Genomic DNA, 20,748 nt, shown 5'->3' with positions numbered 1-20,748 from the left:
AAGCCATGAGCACCCGCCCCGCATCAGGCCGTCGCCCGCTGCACCTCACGCCGGGCCGGGCCTGCAGCCTGTTGGCCCTGGCCCTTGTGGTGCTGGGCAGCCTCGCGCTCAACCGTGAAGGCCTGAGCCTGATGCAGGGTCTGACCGCACTGTGGGCATCGCCCGACTTCAGCGCTGCGGCCAGTCTCGGCCAGGCAGACAGCGCACTGCTCTCCGCGCAGCTGGTGGCGCATGTCAGCTGGTGGCCGCGTCTGGTCTGCGCGCTGCTGGCCGGTGGCGCGCTGGGCATGGCCGGCGTGCTGATGCAGCAGGTGCTGCGCAATCCACTGGCCGCGCCCACCACCCTCGGCGTCGCCAGTGGCGCGAGTCTGGCGATGATGCTGGCGACGCTGTTCGCCCCGGCACTGATGGCTGGCACGGGTCTTGGGGGAGACGGCTTCCAGCTGGGCCGTGAATGGGTCGCGCTGGCCGGTGGCCTGGCCGCCATGGGGCTGGTGTTCGCACTGGCCTGGGCGCGAGGCATGTCGCCGACCGTAGTGGTGCTGGCAGGGCTGGTGGTCAATCTCTACATCGGTGCACTGGGCATGGTGCTGTTGCTGTTCAATCAGGAGGCCCTGCACGGCACCCTGGTATGGGGCGCAGGTTCGCTGGCCCAGAACAGCTGGGATGGGGTGATCACGCTGCTCACCCGTCTGCTGCCGGGCATGTTGCTGGCACTGGTGCTGATGCGTCCGCTGGCGGTGCTAGACCTCGACGAGGCCAATGCCAGAAGCCTGGGCGTCTCGCTGCGCAAGCTGCGCCTGATGAGTCTGGGACTGGCGGTATTTCTCAGCGCCTGCGTGGTCAGCGTGCTGGGCATCATCGGCTTCATCGGCCTGGCCGCGCCGGCCTGCGTGCGCCTGATGGGTGCGCGCCGCCTGGGCCAGCGCCTGCTGTGGGCACCATTGTTCGGGGCGCTGCTGCTGGCGGTGACGGACCAGGTGGTCGCCAGTCTCGATGGCCTGCTGCCCAACCTGATTCCGACCGGCGCGATGACGGCGGCCCTCGGTGCGCCGCTGCTGCTGTGGCTGATTCCGCGCCTCAAGATGGCGCAAGGGGCTGGCCCCGCCAGTCATCACGGCATGTCACTGACGCATCGTCATCCCCGCCCCGACCGCCTGCTCGGCTGGCTGCTGGCCGGGGTCTGCGTGGCCCTGATGCTGGCCCTGCTGGTCGGCAATGGCGCCGATGGCTGGACCCTGGGCGCTGACATGCTCCAACAGTTGCTGGCCGGTCAGACCAGCGTGCTGGACTTCCGCCTGCCACGGGTACTGGCGGCGGCAGGCGCCGGCGTACTGCTGGCCCTGGCCGGCACCCTGTTGCAGCGCCTCACCAGCAACCCGATGGCCAGCCCCGAGATTCTCGGCATCAGCGGCGGCACCGCCATCGCCCTGATGCTGACGCTGCTGCTGGTCCCGTCGCCGGGGCAACTGACCCTGCTGGGCGCAGGCATCTGCGGGGCGCTGGCCTGTCTGGCGCTACTGGTGGTGCTCAATCATCGCAGTGGCTTCATTCCCGAACGCGTGCTGCTGTGCGGGGTGGCGATCACGGCGCTCTACGATGCGGTGCGCGGCATCATCCTCGCCGATGGTGACCCGCGCGGTCAGCAGATCCTGGCCTGGCTGTCCGGCTCCACCTATTACGTGGGTCTCTCCGCGGCGGTCGGCGTGCTCGCGCTGGCGATCATCGCGGTCCTGCTGGTGCGCCCGCTGGCGCGCTGGCTGGATATCCTGCCGCTGGGCATGGCGAGCGCCAGTGCGCTGGGCATCGGCGTGACCCGCGCCCGCCTGGTGCTGCTGGGCGCGGTGGCGGTGCTGACCGCGCTGGCGACCCTGATCGTCGGCCCGCTGTCCTTCGTCGGCCTGCTGGCCCCGCATCTGGCGCGCCTGCTGGGCCTGAGCCGCGCCCGCGAGCACATGCTCGGCGCGGTGCTGTGCGGCGCGCTGTTGATGGTGCTGGCCGACTGGCTAGGCCGCCAGCTACTCTCGCCCTACGAGATCCCCGCCGGCCTGATGGCCTCGCTGATCGGCGGCAGCTACTTCCTGTGGAGCCTGCGCAGAAGCTGACGCGCATACGCACACGCATGAACGACGAAGCCCGCCACCGAAAGGTCGCGGGCTTCGTCGTTGGTGGACGTTTTGGAGCTCGTGAACTGCATGAACTGAGTGAACTGGGTGAACTGACGGACGCAGCTCGGGCTCAGTTTCCGAACACCACCGTGCGCTTGTCATGCAGGAAGACACGACGCTCGAGGTGATAACGCACACCACGCGACAGGGTCAGGCACTCGATATCACGGCCCTTGGCGATCAGGTCTTCGGGATAGTGGGCGTGATCCACCGTCTCGACGCCCTGGGTGATGATCGGCCCTTCATCGAGATCATCATTGATGTAGTGCGCGGTGGCACCGACCAGCTTGACGCCCTTCTCGTAGGCCTGGTGATAGGGGCGCGCACCCTTGAAGCCCGGCAGCAGCGAGTGGTGGATGTTGATCGCCCGCCCCGAGAGCTTCTCGCACATGTCGCTCGACAGCACCTGCATGTAGCGCGCCAGAATCACCAGCTCAGCCCCGGTGTCCTGCACGATCTGCCATACCTGGGCTTCCTGCTCGGCCTTTGTCTCGGCGGTGATCGGCAGGTGGTGATACGGCAGGCCATGCCACTCGGCCAGCGGCGCCATGTCCGGATGGTTGGAGATGACGGCGGTGATGTCCATCGGCAGCTGGCCGATGCGATGCCGATAGAGCAGGTCGTTCAGGCAGTGGTCCGAGCGCGAGACCATGATGACCACCTTCATGCGCTCATCCGGCGCACTCAGGCTGACATCCATCTCGAAGTCGGCGGCACGCGTGCCCAGGCCCTGCTCGAAACTCGCGGCATCGAAGCCATCATCGAGGGCACCGGCCTCGGTCTGCGGACGAAATTCGGCCCGGATGAAGAAGCGCCCCGACAGGCGGTCATCGAAGGAATTGAGCTCGGTGATATAGCAGCCCTGCTCGCGCAGGTAGCGTGTCACGACGTCCACCGTGCCGATACGGCTGGGACATTGGGCGGTCAGAATCCAGGTATCACGCATACGTAGGTGCCTGTCATGTAAGGATTATCTATTGTTGGAAGCAGCAACGTCAGGGTTGCATCCGAGGCCCTGCGCGACAAACCAATATTATTGAGGCGGGCTTCAGTATTTCTGAAGCCCGCCTCCTGGCCCGGGCAAGGCCCCTGGCAGTCGATTCAGGTCATTGCGTGCGCCTGCGACAGACCTCTCTCCAGACGCAGACCTCAGGCCTCAGATATCAGGCCTTGATGCAGACCCCGAATTCCTTGCTGGCATCCAGCAGCCAGCGGCCGAGGTAATCGGCGAAGCTTCTGCGCACCACCAGCTCGAATTCGCTCTCGCTGACGCGGCGCAGCACCAGTGTCGCCTTGGCGAACACCGCCGGCACGCCACGTCCGACCGGGAAGGCACGCGGGTGCACATCAGTGGGCGTCGACTTCATCAGCACCTGACGCGCCTGGTCGCCACTCAGCGAGATGACGGTCTGGCCACCGCTGACGTTGACCACCTGATAGCGGCCGGCCAACGCCTCATGCAGCGCCTTCTCGACAGTGAAGGCTTCCTCGCCGGGTACCAGGATCAGCCACTCATCCGGTGACAGCCACTGGATCGAGCGACCGCTCTCATTGTGGTGGAGGGTCGCCGGCGTCAACGGCAGCGCCAGACCCAGCGCCGCCTCGACACCCTTGGCGAAGCCCGGCTGCGCGGGGTCACCGCGCAGCGTCAGGTGACCGAGAAACGCCTTCTCCTGCAGCACGATGCCGGCATCGCCGTCATCGCGGGCCGTGAACAGATGCGCCAGCGGCGAACGGGCGCTCTGGGCGTGAACCTCGGGCGTCGGGCGCTGGTCGATCACCGACGTCTGAGAACTTGTCATGTCCTGCGGCTGCGCATCGACGGCGGCACCCGCTTGCGGGTCGAGTGTGGTGGCATCAGACATGCTGGCGCTCCCCTTTCTTGTCGTAGAACACCGGTGAGGTGATTTCGGCTTCCAGCGTCGTGCCATCGGCCTGCGGCAGGAACACCGTCTCGCCGATGCGCTTGGCACCGCCCTTGACCACCGCCAGCGCGAAGCCATGTCCCAGCGTCGGGCTGTAGTAGCTGGAGGTCACGTGGCCGACCATCGGCATCGGGATGGCGTGCTCGGGGTCGAAGACGATCTGCGAGCCTTCCGGCAGCACGATGCGCTCATCGCCGGCCTTCTTGCGCGTCGGAATCAGGCCGACCATCTGCTTGCGGTCGTCGCGGCGGGTATCCGGACGCGACAGCGCACGCTTGCCGATCCAGGAATACGGCTTGTTGTAGCCGACACACCACTGCATGCCGAGATCTTCCGGGGTGATCGAGCCATCGGTGTCCTGACCGACGATGATGAAGCCCTTCTCGGCGCGCAGCACGTGCATGGTCTCGGTGCCGTAGGGCGTGAGGCCGTACTTCTTGCCGCACTCGAACAAACGCTTCCAGACATGCAGCCCGTAGTTGGCCGGCACGTTGAGCTCGTAGGACAGCTCGCCGGTGAAGGAGATGCGGAAGATGCGCCCTGGAATGTCGGCGATCAGACCTTCACGCACTTCCATGAACTTGAAGCTGTCGCGATCAAGGTCGATGTCGGTCAGCTCGCCGACCAGCGCACGCGCCTCGGGGCCGGTGACGGTCAGGGTCGCCCAGTGATCGGTGACGCTGGTCATCTGCACGTCCAGTTCCGGCCATTCGGTCTGGTGCCACAGCTCCAGCCATTCCAGGATCGAGGCCGCGCCACCGGTGGTGGTGGTCATCAGGAAGTGGTCTTCGGCCAGACAGGTGGTGACACCGTCGTCCATCACCATGCCGTCGTCGTGACACATCAGGCCGTAACGCGCCTTGCCGACGCCCAACTTGGCCCAGGCGTTGGTGTAGATGCGGTTGAGGAATTCGCGCGCATCGCGACCGGTGATGTCGATCTTGCCCAGGGTCGAGGCATCCAGCACGCCGACCTTCTCGCGCACCGCCAGACACTCACGCTCGACCGCGGCATGCATGTCCTCACTGCCCTGCGGGTAGTACCAGGGGCGCTTCCACTGGCCGACATCCTCGAACTTGGCGCCCTGCGCCACGTGCCATTCGTGCATCGCGGTGTAGCGGATCGGGTCGAACAGCTCGCCGCAGTGACGGCCGACGATGGCGCCGAAGGTCACCGGCGTGTAGTTGGGACGGAACACGGTGGTGCCGGTGTCGGGGATGGTCTGCCCCAGACAGCGCGCGGCGACCGCCATGCCGTTGATGTTGCCCAGCTTGCCTTGGTCAGTGCCGAAGCCCATCGCGGTGTAGCGCTTGACGTGCTCGATGGACTCGAATCCTTCGCGGGTGGCGAGCTCGATACCGGCGGCGGTGACGTCGTTCTGCAGATCGACGAACTGCTTGGGCGCGCGCGCGGTGGGCTTGTCATGCGGCACCTGATAGAGCGGCAGCATCGGCGTTTCTGCAAGCTCGGAGACCGCAGGCACTTCGGCCTGGGCGGTCTCGAACTCGCAGGCTTCTACCGCGGCGACACCGCTGGCGTAGGCCGCGACCAGCACATCTTCCAGCGCAAAGCTGCCATTGGCGGCACCGCAGGCATCGAAGCCCTTGAGCATCGGTGCGCCCAGCGCCGGCAGGAAGCCGTGGATCTCGTCGCTCCATACCGGACGCGCACCGGTGTGCGCCGCCAGGTGAACCACCGGGCTGTAGCCGCCGGAGCTTGCGATGGTGTCGCAGGCGAGCTCTTCCACCGCCCCCGTCACGCTGAAGGCATCGATATCGATGGCCGCGATGCGCGCGCCTGTCACGCGGCGCTCGCCCTTGGCCTCGATCACGGCGGCGCCGGCGATGATGCGGATGCCCGCGGCACGCGCCGCCTCGACCATCACGCCGGATGGCGCCGGACGCGCATCGGCGATCGCGACCACTTCACGACCGGCCGCCACCCAGGCAAGTGCCGCGCGATAGGCGTGGTCGTTGTTGACCGACAGCACCAGCTTGTCACCGGCGGCGACGCCGTAACGGGTCAGATAGGTGGTGACAGCACCGGCCAGCAGGTTGCCCGGCACATCGTTGTGGCTGTAGACCAGCGGCCGCTCATGGGCGCCGGTGGCCATGATGACGCGATGGGCACGCACGCGGTGCAGACGTGAACGTGCCTGCTGGGCGCCGCGGGCATTCAAGGGCGCGAGATCGGCCTGATGCTCGGTACGGCGCTCGTGCAGGGTCACGAAGTTGTGATCGTGATAGCCATTGGCGGTGGTGCGCGGCAGCAGCTGCACATCCTCACAGGCTTCGAGTTCCGCAAGCACCGCGTCACGCCATTCGATGGCGGGCTTGCCGTCCAGGGTCTGATCGAGGCAGTCCGCCGACATGGAGAGCAGCGAGCCACCCAGCTCTTCCTGCTCGTCACACAGGATGACGCGCGCGCCGCTGCGCGCCGCGACCAGCGCTGCCATCAGGCCCGCCGGGCCGGAGCCGATCACCAGCACATCGGTGTGCTGATGCAGGTGATCATAGATGTCCGGGTCCTCCTCGAGCGGAGAACGCCCGAGACCGGCGGCCTTGCGGATGTACTTCTCGTAGGTCATCCACAGCGAGGCCGGCGCCATGAAGGTCTTGTAGTAGAAGCCCGGCGGCATGAACTTGCCGCCCAGCTTGCCGACCTGCGGCAGGAAGCGGCTCATCAGGTCCTTCTGGGCCTTGACCCAGCCGCTGACGGCGTGGGCTTCCAGGCCGTCGTAGAGCGCCTGCTGGGTAGCACGCACGTTGGGCACCTGACCCGCTTCGGTGCTGCCCAGCTGCAGGATGGCATTGGGCTCTTCGGCACCGGCGGCGACCAGGCCGCGCGGACGCGCATACTTGAAGCTGGCGTTGAGCACGTCGAGGCCGTTGGCCATCAGTGCCGAGGCGAGGGTATCGCCTGCCAGGCCCTGATAGCGCTTGCCATTGAAGGTGAAGGTCAGCGGCGTGGCGCGGTCGATGCGTCCACCCGAGGCGAGACGGCGCGGGGCAGCGGCGGTCTGGTTGTCTTGCTGGCTCATGCGCTCACCCCCTTGGCTTGCGTGGTCGGATCGGCTTTCGTCTCACCGGTGATGGTGGGCTGCTCGCCCATGCGATAGGTCTCGAGAATCTCGTAGGTCACGGTGTGGCGGGTGATGTTGAAATACTTGCGACAGCCCACGGCGTGAATCCACAGCTCGTGGTGGACGCCACGCGGGTTGTTACGGAAGAACAGATAATCCCCCCACTCGGCATCGGAGCAGGCTTCGGGGTCCTTCGGGCGCTCGATATGCGCCTGGCCCTTGACGTGGAATTCCTCTTCCTCGCGCAGCTCGCCGCAGTAGGGACAGAAGATATGCATCATGGTCGGTCGTCTCCTGACGGCAGGTTCAGTGCGCGACGCCAGCGGCGCCGTGTTCGTCGATCAGCTTGCCCGTGTTGAAACGGTCATAGGAGAAGGGTTCTGCCAGCGGATGGGTGCGCCCCTTGGCCAGTGTCCAGGCAAAGACGTTGCCGGAACCCGGCGTGGCCTTGAAGCCACCGGTCCCCCAACCGCAGTTGAAATAGAGCCCCTTCACGGGCGTCTTGGAAATGATCGGGCAGGCGTCCGGGCAGGTGTCGACGATGCCGCCCCACTGACGGTTCATGCGTACCCGCGAGAAGATCGGGAACATCTCGACGATGGCCTGCAGGGTGTGCTCGATGGTCGGATAGCTGCCACGCTGGCCGTAGCCCACGTAGCCGTCGATGCCGGCACCGATGACCAGGTCGCCCTTGTCCGACTGGCTGACATAGCCGTGGACGTGGTTGGACATCACCACGGTGTCGAGAATCGGCTTGAGCGGCTCGGAGACCAGCGCCTGCAGCGGGTGGGATTCCAGCGGCAGGCGGAAGCCGGCCTTCTCGGCCATCACGCCGGAGTTGCCGGCGGTGACCACGCCGACACGCTTGGCACCGATGAAGCCGCGCGAGGTTTCCACCCCGACGATGGCGCCATCCTGCTTGCGGAAGCCGGTGACCTCGGTCTGCTGGATCAGGTCGACGCCGAGGCTGTCGGCACCGCGTGCGAAGCCCCAGGCCACGGCGTCGTGACGCGCCACGCCACCGCGCGGCTGCCAGGAGGCGCCGAGAATCGGGTAGCGTGCGCGGCTCGAGCAGTCCATCGCCGGCACCAGTTCCTGCACCTGCTGGGCGTCCAGCACCTCGCCGTCGATGCCCTGCAGACGGTTGGCATTCACGCGGCGCTGGATGTCACGCATGTCCTGCAGGGTGTGACCCAGGTTGAGCACGCCACGCTGGGAGAACATCACGTTGTAGTTCAAATCCTGGGACAGGCCTTCCCACAGCTTCATGGAATGCTCGTAGAGCGCCGCCGCCTCATCCCACAGATAGTTGGAGCGCACCAGGGTGGTGTTGCGCGCGGTGTTGCCGCCGCCCAACCAGCCCTTCTCGATCACCGCGACATTGGTGATGCCGTGCTCCTTGGCCAGATAGTAGGCCGTGGCCAGACCATGCCCGCCGCCACCGACGATGACGACGTCGTATTCTTTCTTGGGTTCTGGGCTACGCCAGACCTTCTGCCAGTTCTCATGGTGGCTGAGCGCATGCTTGACCAGCCCGAATCCCGAGTAACGCTGCATTTGCCACCCTCCTCACATCTTTGCCACCGCAAGCGCGGTCCGGTGCTCTCGCCCGAGTGATGTCTGTTGTTGTCACCCGAGTGATGTCTCTGCGCTTGCGGCATGTGTCGTTGTTATCGTTGTCTCTCGCCAGCGCCTTGTTCAGGCAAGCGCGGCGGGGTCGGTCACGCTGTTCGATGCGTAGACTGGGAAGCGGGCACAAACTTCCTCGACCTTGCCGCGCACCTCGGCTTCCACCTTGGCGCTCTCGCCGGTGGACAGCGCGTCGATCAGATCACAGATCCAGCCGGCCAGTGCCTCGCATTCCGCCTCGCCGAAGCCGCGCGTGGTAGCAGCCGGGGTGCCGATGCGCAGCCCGGAGGTCACGAAGGGGCTCTGCGGGTCATTCGGCACGCTGTTCTTGTTGACGGTGATGTGGGCGCGGCCCAGTGAGGCATCCGCGTCCTTGCCGGTCACGCCTTGGCGGATCAGCGAGACGAGGAACAGGTGGTCATCGGTGCCGCCGGAGACCACGTCATAGCCGCGCGCCATGAAGACCTCGGCCATCACGCGGGCATTGGCGATCACGCGGGCCTGATAGCTGACGAAGTCCTGGCTCATCGCTTCCTTGAAGGCCGCGGCCTTGGCGGCGATGACGTGCATCAGCGGGCCGCCCTGCTGGCCGGGGAAGACGGCGCCATTGAGCTTCTTGTGCAGCGCTTCATCGCCGGTGGCGGAGAGAATCAGGCCACCGCGCGGGCCGCGCAGCGTCTTGTGCGTGGTGGTGGTGACGACATGGGCGTAGGGCAGCGGGCTCGGGTAGTGACCCGCCGCGACCAGACCAGCCACGTGGGCCATGTCGACCATCAGCCAGGCGCCGATCTCGTCGGCGATATCGCGGAAGCGACGCCAGTTGACCACGCGCGAGTAGGCGGAGAAGCCGGCGATGATCATCTTCGGCTTGTGCTCGCGCGCCAGACGCTCCATCTCCTCGTAGTCCAGCTCGCCGCTTTCGGTCAGGCCGTACTGGATGGCGTTGTAGTGCTTGCCGGAGAAGTTGGGTGCCGCGCCGTGGGTCAGGTGGCCGCCATGCGCCAGGCTCATGCCGAGGATGGTGTCACCCGGCGAGACGAGTGCCATGAACACCGCCGCGTTGGCCTGGGCGCCGGAGTGCGGCTGCACGTTGGCGAAGTCACAGCCGAACAGCGCACAGGCGCGCTCGATGGCCAGCGTCTCGACCTTGTCGACGAATTCGCAGCCGCCGTAGTAGCGCTTGCCCGGATAGCCTTCGGCGTACTTGTTGGTCAGCTGGCTGCCCTGAGCCTCCATCACCAGCGGGCTTGCATAGTTCTCGGAGGCGATCAGCTCGATATGCGCTTCCTGACGCGCTGTCTCTTCGAGAATGGCCTCGGCCAGTGCAGGGTCGAGTCTGGCCAGTCGGTCATCACGGGTGTAGCCATGTTGCTGAGACATTGCGCGCCTCCGGTAAGCGGATCGTTGTTGTTGGAGTGGTTCGATGAAGGGTGATCAGTGATCGTCTGTTCGCTCAAATCCTGTCGAGTCAGCCGGCGCCAAGGCCTTGAGTGGCTGTCTTGACCCGATACTAGCCCTGCCCCCCTGCGGCAAACTGCTTGTCAGCGTCACCCCGCAGCGCGAATGCGACATCGGCAGGCAAAAGCGACATCTCGACGGCCCGCACAGAGCTGCTGCGAATAGTGGCTGCCCGCCACTGGCGCTACACCGAAGCCCCTGCGGGCAGGTATGCTAGACACCGATATCGTGCGATCAGGCGCCGGATGACGACTGATCCATGCAAGCGCGCGCCTGAGGAAGGGAGTTGAGAATATGCTGATGGAATTGCTGGCGGTGATGGCACCGGTACTATGTGGCGCCGCCATCGGCTTCTTCTGGGTCAGGCTGGGCAACGACTACCCGATGGCCTTCGTCACCCGGCTGGTGCTCTACATCGGCACGCCGGCGCTGATCCTCAATGCGCTGGGCAGCGCCGAGATCGACAACTCGAGCTTTTTGCGCACGGGCCTGGCGACGCTGTCCGTGATGGCCCTGCTGCTGGCGCTGAGCTGGCCCTTCGCGCGCCTGATCGGCAAGCCCTGGAAGGTCGCGGTGGCGCCGCTGCTGTTCTCCAACGTCGGCAACATGGGCCTGCCCGTCTCGCTCTACGCCTTCGGGCAGGCCGGCTTCGCCTACGCCATCACCATCATGGTCACCATGTCGCTGCTGCAGTTCACCCTCGGCGCCTGGCTTGCCAGCACCAGCGGCAACCCGCTGCGCAGCGTGGTGCGCTCGCCGACCATCTGGGCCAGCATCGTCGCCACCCTCATGCTGCTCTGCGATGTGCACATGCCGCGCTTCGTCGCCAACAGCCTGGAGCTGATCTCCGGCTTCACCGTGCCGCTGATGCTGATCACCCTGGGCGTGTCGCTGGCCAGCATTCGCGTCAGGAATCTGGCGGCGGGCGTGGGCTTCAGTGTCCTGCGCATTCCCTTTGCCGCCCTGTGTGCCTGGGGGATCGGCACCCTGCTGGACCTGCCCACGCTGGCACTGCATGTGTTGACCATGCAGATGGCCATGCCGGTGGCGGTCTACAACTACATGTTCGCCCAGAAGGCCGGGCGTGAGCCGGAGTACGTGGCCACGCTGGTGTTCTGCTCGACGCTCGCCGCCTTCCTCTATCTGCCCATGCTGCTGGCGGCGATGGGGGCGACACTGGGCTGATCCGACGGAGGTCGCCCGAGCCTTCCCGCAGTGAATGACAGGCACAAAAAAACCACGCGAGCCTGAGCTTGCGTGGTCGTGTGACACCTTCCTGCGAAAACTGCCGTGCCGTGAAGAAGACGGTATTGCACCATCCCGATATTGAGCAGCACGGCGCTTCCTGTTGCGACGATCAGCCTTGTAGTCCTGCTGGCACCCGCTCCCGGCCTGGAGGTGGCGCACTGTTCCCCTGTGTCATCATTGCCCTTTTGACCAAACCCGTGACTGGAGTGGCAGTCGTGGACCTGACGTGAACGCTCTCCGCTCTCGACCCGCAGCTGAAGGTGGCATGCAGCCCAACGGGGCCTTGTGCTTATGGCACCAGGGCGAACCCTAGCGTGGCCTGGCGGGACTTCCCGCAGAGCCCCCTGCACTGCATGCGCTCATTCACGTGGCAACATCTGAAGGGTAGCCCCGAAGTCGTCTGCACCTCCAGATGGTTTGTGCCGTCTTCCTGCGCGAGTCGACTTGCTCATGAACCTGAGCATGAAGTCTTAGAGCACTCATGCCGAGCAGACTGTCAGCGCACCTCGGGCGCGGCGGCTGGCACTCCCGCCAGGCCTTCGGCCTGCTGCTGACGCAGCTGGGCCAGCGTTGTCACGGCATGTCCCCTGGCTTGCCATTCGGCGCGCTCGGCATCATCGGCCCGGATGATGAAGCGTCCAAGCAGGGTGTAGAGCAGCCCCAGCAACGGTGACAGCCAGCAGGCGAATGCCAGCGGAATGTAGAGCAGCCCCTCCATGCCCGCGCCACCGGCCATCAGCCCCAGTGAACTGATCACCACCGCACCACTGGCATTCCAGGGCACCAGCGGCGAGATCAGCGTGCCGCCCTCTTCCAGTGAGCGTGACAGATTGAGCGTCGAGTAGCCTTCTCCGCGGAATACCGGCGCGTACATGCGCCCCGGCAGAGCGATTGAGAGGTAGGGGTCGCCCGCGATGACATTGGTCAGCGCCGCCGTGGAACTGGCCGCGACCTGCAGCCCGAAGATACCGCGCACCTTGACCAGCACTGCGGCGCACAGCACCTCCAGACAACCGATCACCTCCAGCATCCCCCCGAAGGCCAGCGCGATCATCACCAGCAGGATGACCCAGGCCATCGACATCAGGCCACCGCGATTGAGCAGGCTGTCGATCTCGCTCACCCCGGTGTTCAGGGTGTAACCACTCTGCATATAACCGAACAGTGCCTTGATGGCCTCGCCCTGGACACCATAGGCCACCACGGCGCCCGCCAGCACCCCGACGAACAGCGCCGGGAGTGCCGGCATGCGCGCGATCGCCAGCGCCATGACCAGCAGCGGCGGCACCAGCACCCAGAGATTGAATTCGAAGGCACCTGACAGCCCAGCAGTGATGGCGGTGATGCGCTCGAGATCCAGCGACTGGCCAGCGGCGAGCAGGTTGCCGGCGATCAGGTAGATCACCAGCGCGATCAGCATGGAGGGAATGGTGGTCGGCATCATGTTGCGGATGTGCGCAAACAGACTCACGCCGGTGACGGCAGGCGCAAGGTTGGTGGTATCCGACAGCGGCGAGACCTTGTCACCGAAGAAGGCGCCGGACACCACCGCACCGGCGGTCCACCACGGCGGAATGTCGAAGCCGGCCCCGATGCCCATCAGCGCAAGCCCTACCGTACCCACGGTGCCCCAGCTGGTACCCAGCGTGACCGAGACCACCGCGCACAGCAGCATGGCCGCCGCCAGGAAGTATTCCGGCGAGACCAGCTTGAGCCCGTAGTAGATGATCATCGGCACGCTGCCGGAGGCGATCCACACCCCGACCGTCATGCCGACCAGAATCAGGATCGCGATGGAAGGCAGGCCGACACGCACGATGCGCATCATGCCCTCTTCCATCGCCGACCAGCCGTAACCCAGCTTCCAGCCGACCAGCGCCGTCATCGCGACGCCACAGATCAGCGGTACGTGCGGAGTGAATTCACCGAAGACAAACAGTTGCAGGGCCAACACGGCCAGCGTTGCCAGGATAGGCAAGCTGGCCATGGGCAGGGAGGGGCGTTGCGGTGCATCGACATCACGAGTCATGAGACATTGCTCCATTAGCCAGTTGTACTTGTTGTACCCCCACGCTAACCGACCCATGTCCCGACAGATGACTGACAGCGTCACCGGCCTCCCTGTATGCGACATCGTCTACGACTTTCCGCCTATCACTTGCGCGAGATTCATTCACCTCGCCGGGGACTGTCACCAACTTCATCTTGTGGTGAAAAGACGCTCTCCACCAGAACCTCAGAACCTCAGTAATCGATCACCACATCGCCATTGGGCACACTGCAGCAGGACAGGATGAAGCCTTCGGCGACGTCTTCATCGGTGATGCCGCCGTTGTGTTCCATCTCGACCTCGCCCGAGACCTTCTGCACCCGGCAGGTGCCGCAGATGCCCATGCCGCAGGCCTTGGGAATATGCAGGCCGAGCTTGGCGGCGGCGGCGTGGACGGTCTCGCCCGGGGCGATCTGCACCGACTTGCCGGTGGTGGAGAACTCGACCCGCGTGAGATCGGAGCGGTCCAGCTCATCGGCCAGCACCTCGGCCTGTTCGGCCTGCTCGATGGCCTCTTCCTCGACATCGACCGGCGTGGCACCGAAGGATTCCTCGTGATAGCGGCTCATGTCGAAGCCGTGGCTGCGCAGCAGATGCTTGACCGCATTCATGTAGGGCGTGGGGCCACAGCAGAAGATCTCGCGCTCCATGAAGTCCGGCGCGATCATCTCGAGCATCGCGTCGGTGAGATAGCCGCGATAGCCGGACCAGGTCTGGCCGGTCTCGAAGCGCTCGCAGATGACGTGCATGTTGAACTCCGGCACGCGGGAATCCATGAACTCGAGCTGACGCCAGAAGATGATATCGCGTGGGCTGCGCGCACTGTGCACGAAGGAGATGTCCACATTGGCATTGGTATCGAAGTACCAGCGCGCCATCGACATCAAGGGCGTGATGCCCACGCCACCGGACAGCATCAGAATGCGCTCCGCCGGGTAGTCGATGCAGTTGAAGTTGCCGACCGGGCCGTGCACCGCCAGCACATCGCCTTCATTGAGGTTGTCGTGCAGCCAGTTGGAGACCAGCCCGCCCGGCACGCGCTTGACGGTGATCGAGAAGCTGTAGGGCACCGACGGTGAGCTGGAGATGGTGTAGGAGCGCATGATCTGCTGGGCATCGATCTCGAGCTCCAGGGTCACGAACTGCCCCGGCTTGAAGAAGAACATCACCGGCTGTTCGGCCATGAAACAGAAGGTGCGGACGTCCCAGGTTTCCTGAATGACCTTCACGCAGCGCACGCTATGTCGACCGTTGGTCCAGGTCTGTGTCGTAACCGGATTGAAGTTGCTGAGAGTGGTGCTCATGAAGGCCTCGCTGGGCATGTTGTTCTTGGAGACATGTTCTTGAAGAGACAGTGTCAGGCCACCCTGCGCTGCGTGCGCGGCCAACGGTGGGACATGCTCAGGATTGTCGAGTCAGCGCCCGGCAAGCATTTATCCGTGCACGACAGAAACATGCCCGATCACTCCAATCCCGCCCCCGCAGCGCCCTGCCCCCGCCTCATCGCTACGCCTGCCTGTGCCTCAAAGCCCCTGCGCAGACGACCGGCGTCGGAAATACATCATTGAGCGTCGCCATCAGACATAAGTCGCGTCTTGACCTCAGCCACACTGCGCTCCATGCGTGGCAATGCCACTCAGACGTCATGCGGGCTGCCTGAACTTCCACGCTGACTATCCTGTCGAGCGAGCGGCACTCTGCCAGCGCCGCCCTCGACACCCGAACCGACCAGGACGGGATGACGCACCGCGCGATGCATCGGCAACCCCTCATGGGGCCCCGATGCCGCCCCGCGGTGCTGCCCGGCAATGGTCTGTTCACTCGTTCCCTCTGTCCCGGCTTCACAACAACAATGATCAGCACACTCACTCAACCCAAGGCGACCCTGCTCCCGGCGCCTACCGACCGTGCGAGGACACCGCGATGAGCGACTTACTGGAACACGCTCAGGATCAGCAGCGTCAGGCTGTACGCGAGGCCGCCGCGCGGCTTCTAGAGGCCCGCAGTCCCGGCTACACCCTGCCCCAGCCCTTCTACAATGATCAGCGCCTGTTCGATCTCGACATGAAGGAGATCTTCGAGCGCGAGTGGCTGTTTGCCGGTCTCAGCAGCGAGATCCCGCTCAAGGGCAACTTCATGACCATGGATGTAGGCAACAGTCCGATCATCATCGTGCGCGGTGACAACGGGGCCATCCATGCCTTCCATAACGTCTGTCGCCATCGCGGGTCCCGCCTGTGCAGCACCGAGCGTGGCAAGGTCGCCAAGCTGGTGTGCGGCTATCACAAGTGGACCTATGAGCTGGATGGCCGCCTGCTGTTCGCCGGTTCCGACATGGGTACCACCTTCGACACCAGTGAATACGGCCTGCATCCCGTCCACGTGCGCTCAGCCGGCGGCATGCTGTTCATCAACCTCGCCGAGCAGCCCGAGAACTGCGAGCCGTTCTTCAAGACGCTGGAGTTCTACCTCAAGCCCTACGACATGGAGAACGTCAAGGTCGCGGCCAGCTCCTCCATCATCGAGGAAGGCAACTGGAAGCTGGTGATCGAGAACAATCGCGAGTGCTATCACTGCGATGGCTCCCACCCGGAGCTGCTCAACACCCTGCAGGAATTCGATGACACCGATGACCCGCGTGCCACCGAGGCCTACAAGGCGCTGGTCGCCAAGAAGCAGGCCGACTGGGATGCCGAGAAGGTGCCCTATCAGCTGGTGCGCTTCGGTCGCCGCAATCGCATGACGCGCACGCCGCTGCTGGAAGGCACCGTCTCGATGACCACGGACGGCACTCCGGCGTGCAAGAAGCTGTTGGGTCGCCTGCAAAGCCCCGACATGGGCTCGCTGCGCATCCTCAACCTGCCCAACTCCTGGAACCACTTCATGGGCGATCACGCCGTGGTCTTCCAGGTCGACCCCATCGGCCCCCTCAAGACCCGCGTGACCACCAAATGGCTGGTGCACAAGGACGCGGTGGAAGGTGTCGACTACGACCTGGCGAAACTGCGCAAGGTGTGGGACGCCACCAATGATCAGGACCGTCAGCTGGTGGAAGAGAACCAGCGCGGCGTCAACTCCAGCGCCTATCAGCCCGGCCCCTACTCGGCGACCTTCGAGTTCGGTGTCGTCGACTTCGTCGACTGGTATGCCGAGCGCATGCAGGAAGCGCTCAAGGAACAGCAGGAGCCGCATCTGCAGCTGGCCTGAGGACTTTAGTCCTTGAGTCCACGAAACCTGAGTCTCTGAAAGACAGGCAAGAAAAAACCCGCCACCGGCAAGCCGGTGGCGGGTTTTTTTGGCTTTCACCCGGGCAACACGCCGAAGGCGGGTCACCCGAGAGGTACTACGGCTGGATTACAGCTGCGTGTCCAGACTCATCATCAGGCTGAGCGCCATGACGATGATGATGGAGAAGCCGAACAGCTTGCGTGCCCAGGAGGCATCAGGCTGATCCTTGAGGCGCCAGGCGGCCAGATACAGCCACCAGCCACCCGTGACGGTCGCGACTACCAGATACCAGATGCCGGTATATCCCCACAGTGTCAGCAACAGCGACACCGGGATGAAGCCGGCAATGTACCCCGTCACTACACGCTTGGCATGCTCCATGCCTCGCGCTACCGGGAGTACCGGAATATTGGCGGCCCGATAGTCATCGACACGAAACATGGCAATCGCATAGGAATGCGGCATCTGCCACATGCTGAAGATGATCAACAGCAGCAGCGCCCCCATGTCCGCCTGACCGGTGACGGCCAGGTAGCCGACCACTGGCGGCGCAGCGCCGGACAGTGAGCCGATGAGGGTGCCATACACCGAGCCACGCTTGAGCCACATGCTGTAGGCCCCGACGTAGATCACGAAGCCCAGCCCCACGGCGATCATCGCCATGAGATTGGTCATCGCGGCCAGAAGCCAGAAACCTGCAAGGCCCAGCACGCTGCCGAAGACGAAGGCCCCCTTCAGCGAGATGTCGCCCTGCACCAGAGCACGGCCCTGGGTACGTGCCATGTGGCGGTCGATATCGCGATCGATGCAGTTGTTGAACACACAGCCTGAGGCCACGATCAACGCCACCCCGACCAGGGTGGCGATGAACAGCGCCCAATCCACCTCACCACCGGAAGCGAGAAAGAAGCCGCCGCTGACGGTGATCAGGTTGCCGAAGATAATGCCCGGCTTGGTGGTACGCAGGTAGTCCTTGATCATCAGGCTCACGCTATCAGATGGGCATCATGTTCTGATTCAGCTCGATCATGATCCACATGGAACCACCAACGACGATTGCCACGATCACCAGGGTGAACAGCATGGCCATGACATTCCAGCTCTGCTCCTTGGAGCCGTCCAGGTGCAGGAAGAAGTACAGCTGCACGAAGACCTGAGCGATGGCGAAACCGTAGATGGCCCAGATCACGCCGACACCCGGATCGTCCATCATCATCACCATCCCGAACGGGATGATGGTCAGGATGATGGAGAGAATCAGACCGGTCACGTACTGCTTGACGCTGCCGTGATTGTCGTTGTGGTCGTTGTTGGAATGGCTCATAGCATCACTCCTGTGAGATAGACGACGGTGAAGACGCAGATCCAGATGACGTCCAGGAAGTGCCAGAACAGGCTGAGCATCATCAGACGACCGCGATGCACTTCCGTCAGGCCTTTCTGCTTGACCTGGAAGATCAGCAGCGCCATCCAGATCAGACCGACGGTCACGTGCAGACCGTGGGTGCCGACCAGGGTGAAGAAGGCAGACAGGAACGCGGACTTGTCCGGGCCATGGCCGTTCACGATCAGGTGGTGGAACTCATAGATTTCCATCGCGATGAAGCCTGCGCCACAGGCGAAGGTGATCATCAGCCACTTGATCACCGCGGAGCTGTCTCCGCGGTTCATGCCCAGCATCGCCAGGCCGTAGGTGAAGCTCGAGGCCAGCAGCAGCGCGGTCTCGACCAGCACGAAGTCCAGCTCGAAGATCTCGGCACCCGTCGGGCCACCGGCATAGGCCTGGCTCAGTACCACGTAGCCCGCGAACAGCATCGCGAACAGGATGCAGTCGCTCAGCAGATAGAGCCAGAAACCGAAGACCTTCAGGCCGTTGGTATCGTGATGCTCGTGATCGTCATGGGCGTCATGCGCCCCATCGTGAGATGTCATTGCATTATTCGCCATGATTACCCCTGAACCACTGTGTCGTTAGGTGTGCGGGCGCTGGGCAGGGCGCGACGCTCGCGACCCTCACGCTCGACACGCTCCACTTCCTCGACGGACACGTAGTAGTCGATGTCGTAGTTGAAGGAGCGCACGATGAAGGTGGCGATCATGCCGACCAGCCCGACCACGGCCATCCACCAGATGTGCCAGATCAGTGCGAAACCGAACACCAGACTGAAGGCGGAGATGATGACGCCAGCAGCGGCGTTGCGCGGCATGTGGATCGGCGCATAAGGCTTCTTGGCCTCCTGCTCGATGCCACGTTCCTTCATTTCCCAGAACTCGTCGAGCTCGGAAACCTGCGGCTCGTGAGCGAAGTTGTAGAACGGTGCCGGTGAAGTGGTGCTCCACTCCAGGGTACGACCGCCCCAGATATCGCCGGTGGTGTCCTGCAGCTGCTTGCGGTTCTTGATGCTGACCGCGATCTGGATCACGGTGCAGGCGATACCGATAAGGATCAGGACAGCACCGATGAAGGCGACGACCAGGTACGGTACCCACAGCGGGTTGTCGACGTGCTGCAGACGACGGGTCATGCCCATGAAGCCGAGGATGTACAGCGGCATGAAGGCGAGGTAGAAGCCAGTGATCCAGAACCAGAAGGAACGCTTGCCCCACTTCTCGCACAGCATGAAGCCGGTCGCTTTCGGGAACCAGTAGGTGATACCGGCCATCGCACCGAAGACCACGCCGCCGATGATGACGTTGTGGAAGTGAGCGATCAGGAACAGCGAGTTGTGCAGTACGTAGTTGGCGCCCGGAACGGCCAGCAGAACGCCGGTCATGCCACCGATGGTGAAGGTGACGATGAAGCCCAGGGTCCACAGCACCGGAGAGGTCATTTCGACGCGACCGCGGTACATGGTGAACAGCCAGTTGAAGATCTTCACACCTGTCGGGATCGAGATGATCATCGTCGCGATACCGAAGAAGGCGTTCACGTCAGCGCCGGCACCCATGGTGAAGAAGTGGTGCAGCCAGACGATGAACGACAGGACGGTGATGACGAGAGTCGCCCACACCAGCGAGGTGTAACCGAACAGCTTCTTCTTGGAGAAGGTGGAGATGACTTCGGAGAACACACCGAAGACCGGCAGCACCAGGATGTACACCTCAGGATGGCCCCAGGCCCAGATGAGGTTGACGTACATCATCATGTTTCCACCAAGGTCATTGGTGAAGAAGTGGAAGTCGAGGTAGCGATCGAGCGTCAGCATCGCGATGGTAGCGGTCAGAATAGGGAAGGCCGCGACGATCAGGACGTTGGCACACAGTGCGGTCCAGGTGAAGACCGGCATTTTCATCAGGGACATGCCCGGCGCACGCATCTTGAGGATGGTGGCGATGAAGTTGACACCTGTCAGCAGGGTACCGACACCGGAGATCTGCAATGACCAGATCCAGTAATCCACCCCGACTCCGGGACTGTAATTGGCCCCCGACAACGGCGGATAGGCCAGCCAGCCAGTCTTGGCGAACTCACCCAGACCCAGAGAGATGTTGACCAGCAGCGCGCCGACCACGAACAGCCAGAAGCTGAGCGAGTTCAGGAACGGGAAGGCCACGTCACGTGCGCCGATCTGCAGCGGCACGACAACGTTGATCAGACCGATGACCAGCGGCATCGCCACGAAGAAGATCATGATCACGCCGTGGGCAGTGAAGATCTGGTCGTAGTGATCCGGGGGCAGATAGCCGTGCCCGCCGGAGGAGGCCAGCATCTGCTGGGAACGCATCATGATCGCATCGGAGAAACCACGGATCAGCATCACCAACGCGACGATGATGTACATCATGCCGATCTTCTTGTGATCGACAGAGGTGAACCACTCATTCCACAGGTAGGCCCACTTTTTCTTTACCGTGATGAAGCCGAACAGGGCTGCACCACCGAGGATTACCGCCGCGAGCACGATCACAATGATCGGGTCGTGATACGGAATCGCCTCTAATGTGAGTTTTCCAAGCATT

The 20,748-nt window shown here is 63.8% G+C and carries 15 protein-coding genes; 3 read left to right on the top strand and 12 right to left on the bottom strand.

The window, feature by feature from the left end; translation table 11 throughout:
- The first annotated feature begins 5 nt into the window (after positions 1 to 5).
- The gene (gene fhuB, locus U0O11_RS02240; protein WP_324691460.1) at positions 6 to 2,105 is read left to right on the top strand and encodes a Fe(3+)-hydroxamate ABC transporter permease FhuB; all 2,100 of its coding nucleotides are present in this window, start codon (positions 6 to 8) and stop codon (positions 2,103 to 2,105) included.
- A 133-nt stretch (positions 2,106 to 2,238) separates the two neighbouring features.
- Here fhuB and purU read toward each other — a convergent pair whose 3' ends face one another.
- From purU to glyA, 6 genes are all read right to left on the bottom strand, one after another.
- A complete protein-coding gene (gene purU, locus U0O11_RS02235; RefSeq protein WP_054555342.1) occupies positions 2,239 to 3,114 on the bottom strand; it encodes a formyltetrahydrofolate deformylase in 876 nt (291 codons plus the stop codon).
- Positions 3,115 to 3,331: 217 nt separating this feature from the next.
- Entirely contained in the window at positions 3,332 to 4,033 is a 702-nt protein-coding gene (locus tag U0O11_RS02230) for a sarcosine oxidase subunit gamma (RefSeq protein ID WP_324691457.1), read from the bottom strand.
- A complete protein-coding gene (locus U0O11_RS02225) occupies positions 4,026 to 7,133 on the bottom strand; it encodes a sarcosine oxidase subunit alpha family protein (RefSeq protein WP_324691455.1) in 3,108 nt (1,035 codons plus the stop codon). Before U0O11_RS02225 ends, U0O11_RS02230 begins: the two co-directional genes overlap by 8 nt.
- Entirely contained in the window at positions 7,130 to 7,456 is a 327-nt protein-coding gene (locus tag U0O11_RS02220) for a sarcosine oxidase subunit delta (protein WP_043333138.1), read from the bottom strand. Before U0O11_RS02220 ends, U0O11_RS02225 begins: the two co-directional genes overlap by 4 nt.
- Before the next feature lie 25 nt (positions 7,457 to 7,481).
- Positions 7,482 to 8,732 (bottom strand): sarcosine oxidase subunit beta family protein, encoded by a 1,251-nt coding sequence (locus U0O11_RS02215; protein WP_043333139.1) that lies wholly within the window; start codon positions 8,730 to 8,732, stop codon positions 7,482 to 7,484.
- Between the two features lie 141 nt (positions 8,733 to 8,873).
- Positions 8,874 to 10,184 carry a serine hydroxymethyltransferase gene (glyA, locus tag U0O11_RS02210; RefSeq protein WP_324691451.1) on the bottom strand — a complete coding sequence of 437 codons (1,311 nt, stop codon included), beginning with the start codon at positions 10,182 to 10,184 and terminating at the stop codon, positions 8,874 to 8,876.
- A 372-nt stretch (positions 10,185 to 10,556) separates the two neighbouring features.
- On the opposite strand from glyA, the gene U0O11_RS02205 reads away from it, so the two are divergent.
- Positions 10,557 to 11,447, top strand: a complete 891-nt coding sequence (locus tag U0O11_RS02205; RefSeq protein WP_324691449.1) for an AEC family transporter — start codon at positions 10,557 to 10,559, stop codon at positions 11,445 to 11,447.
- Positions 11,448 to 12,006: 559 nt separating this feature from the next.
- On the opposite strand, the gene nhaC is transcribed toward U0O11_RS02205, so the two are convergent.
- Positions 12,007 to 13,539 carry a Na+/H+ antiporter NhaC gene (gene nhaC / locus U0O11_RS02200; RefSeq protein ID WP_324691447.1) on the bottom strand — a complete coding sequence of 511 codons (1,533 nt, stop codon included), beginning with the start codon at positions 13,537 to 13,539 and terminating at the stop codon, positions 12,007 to 12,009.
- 215 nt (positions 13,540 to 13,754) lie between these two features.
- Positions 13,755 to 14,864 (bottom strand): hybrid-cluster NAD(P)-dependent oxidoreductase, encoded by a 1,110-nt coding sequence (locus tag U0O11_RS02195; RefSeq protein WP_213113475.1) that lies wholly within the window; start codon positions 14,862 to 14,864, stop codon positions 13,755 to 13,757.
- Positions 14,865 to 15,483: 619 nt separating this feature from the next.
- On the opposite strand from U0O11_RS02195, the gene U0O11_RS02190 reads away from it, so the two are divergent.
- Positions 15,484 to 16,767: an aromatic ring-hydroxylating oxygenase subunit alpha gene (locus tag U0O11_RS02190; RefSeq protein WP_192838586.1), complete on the top strand. Its 1,284-nt coding sequence runs from the start codon at positions 15,484 to 15,486 to the stop codon at positions 16,765 to 16,767.
- A gap of 147 nt (positions 16,768 to 16,914) precedes the next feature.
- On the opposite strand, the gene cyoE is transcribed toward U0O11_RS02190, so the two are convergent.
- From cyoE to cyoB, 4 genes are read right to left on the bottom strand one after another with little or no spacing between them, the layout of a single operon-like run.
- Positions 16,915 to 17,769 carry a heme o synthase gene (cyoE, locus tag U0O11_RS02185; protein ID WP_043333143.1) on the bottom strand — a complete coding sequence of 285 codons (855 nt, stop codon included), beginning with the start codon at positions 17,767 to 17,769 and terminating at the stop codon, positions 16,915 to 16,917.
- 13 nt (positions 17,770 to 17,782) lie between these two features.
- On the bottom strand, positions 17,783 to 18,112 hold the full coding sequence (gene cyoD / locus U0O11_RS02180) for a cytochrome o ubiquinol oxidase subunit IV (RefSeq protein ID WP_054555337.1): 330 nt from the start codon (positions 18,110 to 18,112) through the stop codon (positions 17,783 to 17,785).
- Positions 18,109 to 18,720, bottom strand: coding sequence for a cytochrome o ubiquinol oxidase subunit III (gene cyoC, locus U0O11_RS02175; protein ID WP_389382371.1), 612 nt, complete (start codon positions 18,718 to 18,720; stop codon positions 18,109 to 18,111). The genes cyoD and cyoC overlap by 4 nt, the downstream gene beginning before the upstream one ends.
- Positions 18,721 to 18,737: 17 nt before the next feature.
- Complete coding sequence (gene cyoB / locus U0O11_RS02170; protein WP_248379986.1) at positions 18,738 to 20,747, bottom strand: cytochrome o ubiquinol oxidase subunit I; 2,010 nt, start codon at positions 20,745 to 20,747, stop codon at positions 18,738 to 18,740.
- Between the last annotated feature and the right edge of the window lies 1 nt (position 20,748).

The organism is Cobetia sp. D5 (assembly GCF_035666195.1).
Lineage (GTDB): Bacteria > Pseudomonadota > Gammaproteobacteria > Pseudomonadales > Halomonadaceae > Cobetia > Cobetia amphilecti.
This window is presented reverse-complemented; position numbering and strand designations above follow the sequence as displayed.

What these genes read in the sequence shown, in the direction of transcription:
- fhuB (WP_324691460.1), top strand. Translation starts at nt 6, where the DNA reads ATGAGCACCCGCCCCGCATCAGGCCGTCGCCCGCTGCACCTCACGCCG.
- purU (WP_054555342.1), bottom strand. Translation starts at nt 3,114, where the DNA reads ATGCGTGATACCTGGATTCTGACCGCCCAATGTCCCAGCCGTATCGGC.
- U0O11_RS02230 (WP_324691457.1), bottom strand. Translation starts at nt 4,033, where the DNA reads ATGTCTGATGCCACCACACTCGACCCGCAAGCGGGTGCCGCCGTCGAT.
- U0O11_RS02225 (WP_324691455.1), bottom strand. Translation starts at nt 7,133, where the DNA reads ATGAGCCAGCAAGACAACCAGACCGCCGCTGCCCCGCGCCGTCTCGCC.
- U0O11_RS02220 (WP_043333138.1), bottom strand. Translation starts at nt 7,456, where the DNA reads ATGATGCATATCTTCTGTCCCTACTGCGGCGAGCTGCGCGAGGAAGAG.
- U0O11_RS02215 (WP_043333139.1), bottom strand. Translation starts at nt 8,732, where the DNA reads ATGCAGCGTTACTCGGGATTCGGGCTGGTCAAGCATGCGCTCAGCCAC.
- glyA (WP_324691451.1), bottom strand. Translation starts at nt 10,184, where the DNA reads ATGTCTCAGCAACATGGCTACACCCGTGATGACCGACTGGCCAGACTC.
- U0O11_RS02205 (WP_324691449.1), top strand. Translation starts at nt 10,557, where the DNA reads ATGCTGATGGAATTGCTGGCGGTGATGGCACCGGTACTATGTGGCGCC.
- nhaC (WP_324691447.1), bottom strand. Translation starts at nt 13,539, where the DNA reads ATGACTCGTGATGTCGATGCACCGCAACGCCCCTCCCTGCCCATGGCC.
- U0O11_RS02195 (WP_213113475.1), bottom strand. Translation starts at nt 14,864, where the DNA reads ATGAGCACCACTCTCAGCAACTTCAATCCGGTTACGACACAGACCTGG.
- U0O11_RS02190 (WP_192838586.1), top strand. Translation starts at nt 15,484, where the DNA reads ATGAGCGACTTACTGGAACACGCTCAGGATCAGCAGCGTCAGGCTGTA.
- cyoE (WP_043333143.1), bottom strand. Translation starts at nt 17,769, where the DNA reads ATGATCAAGGACTACCTGCGTACCACCAAGCCGGGCATTATCTTCGGC.
- cyoD (WP_054555337.1), bottom strand. Translation starts at nt 18,112, where the DNA reads ATGAGCCATTCCAACAACGACCACAACGACAATCACGGCAGCGTCAAG.
- cyoC (WP_389382371.1), bottom strand. Translation starts at nt 18,720, where the DNA reads ATGACATCTCACGATGGGGCGCATGACGCCCATGACGATCACGAGCAT.
- cyoB (WP_248379986.1), bottom strand. Translation starts at nt 20,747, where the DNA reads ATGCTTGGAAAACTCACATTAGAGGCGATTCCGTATCACGACCCGATC.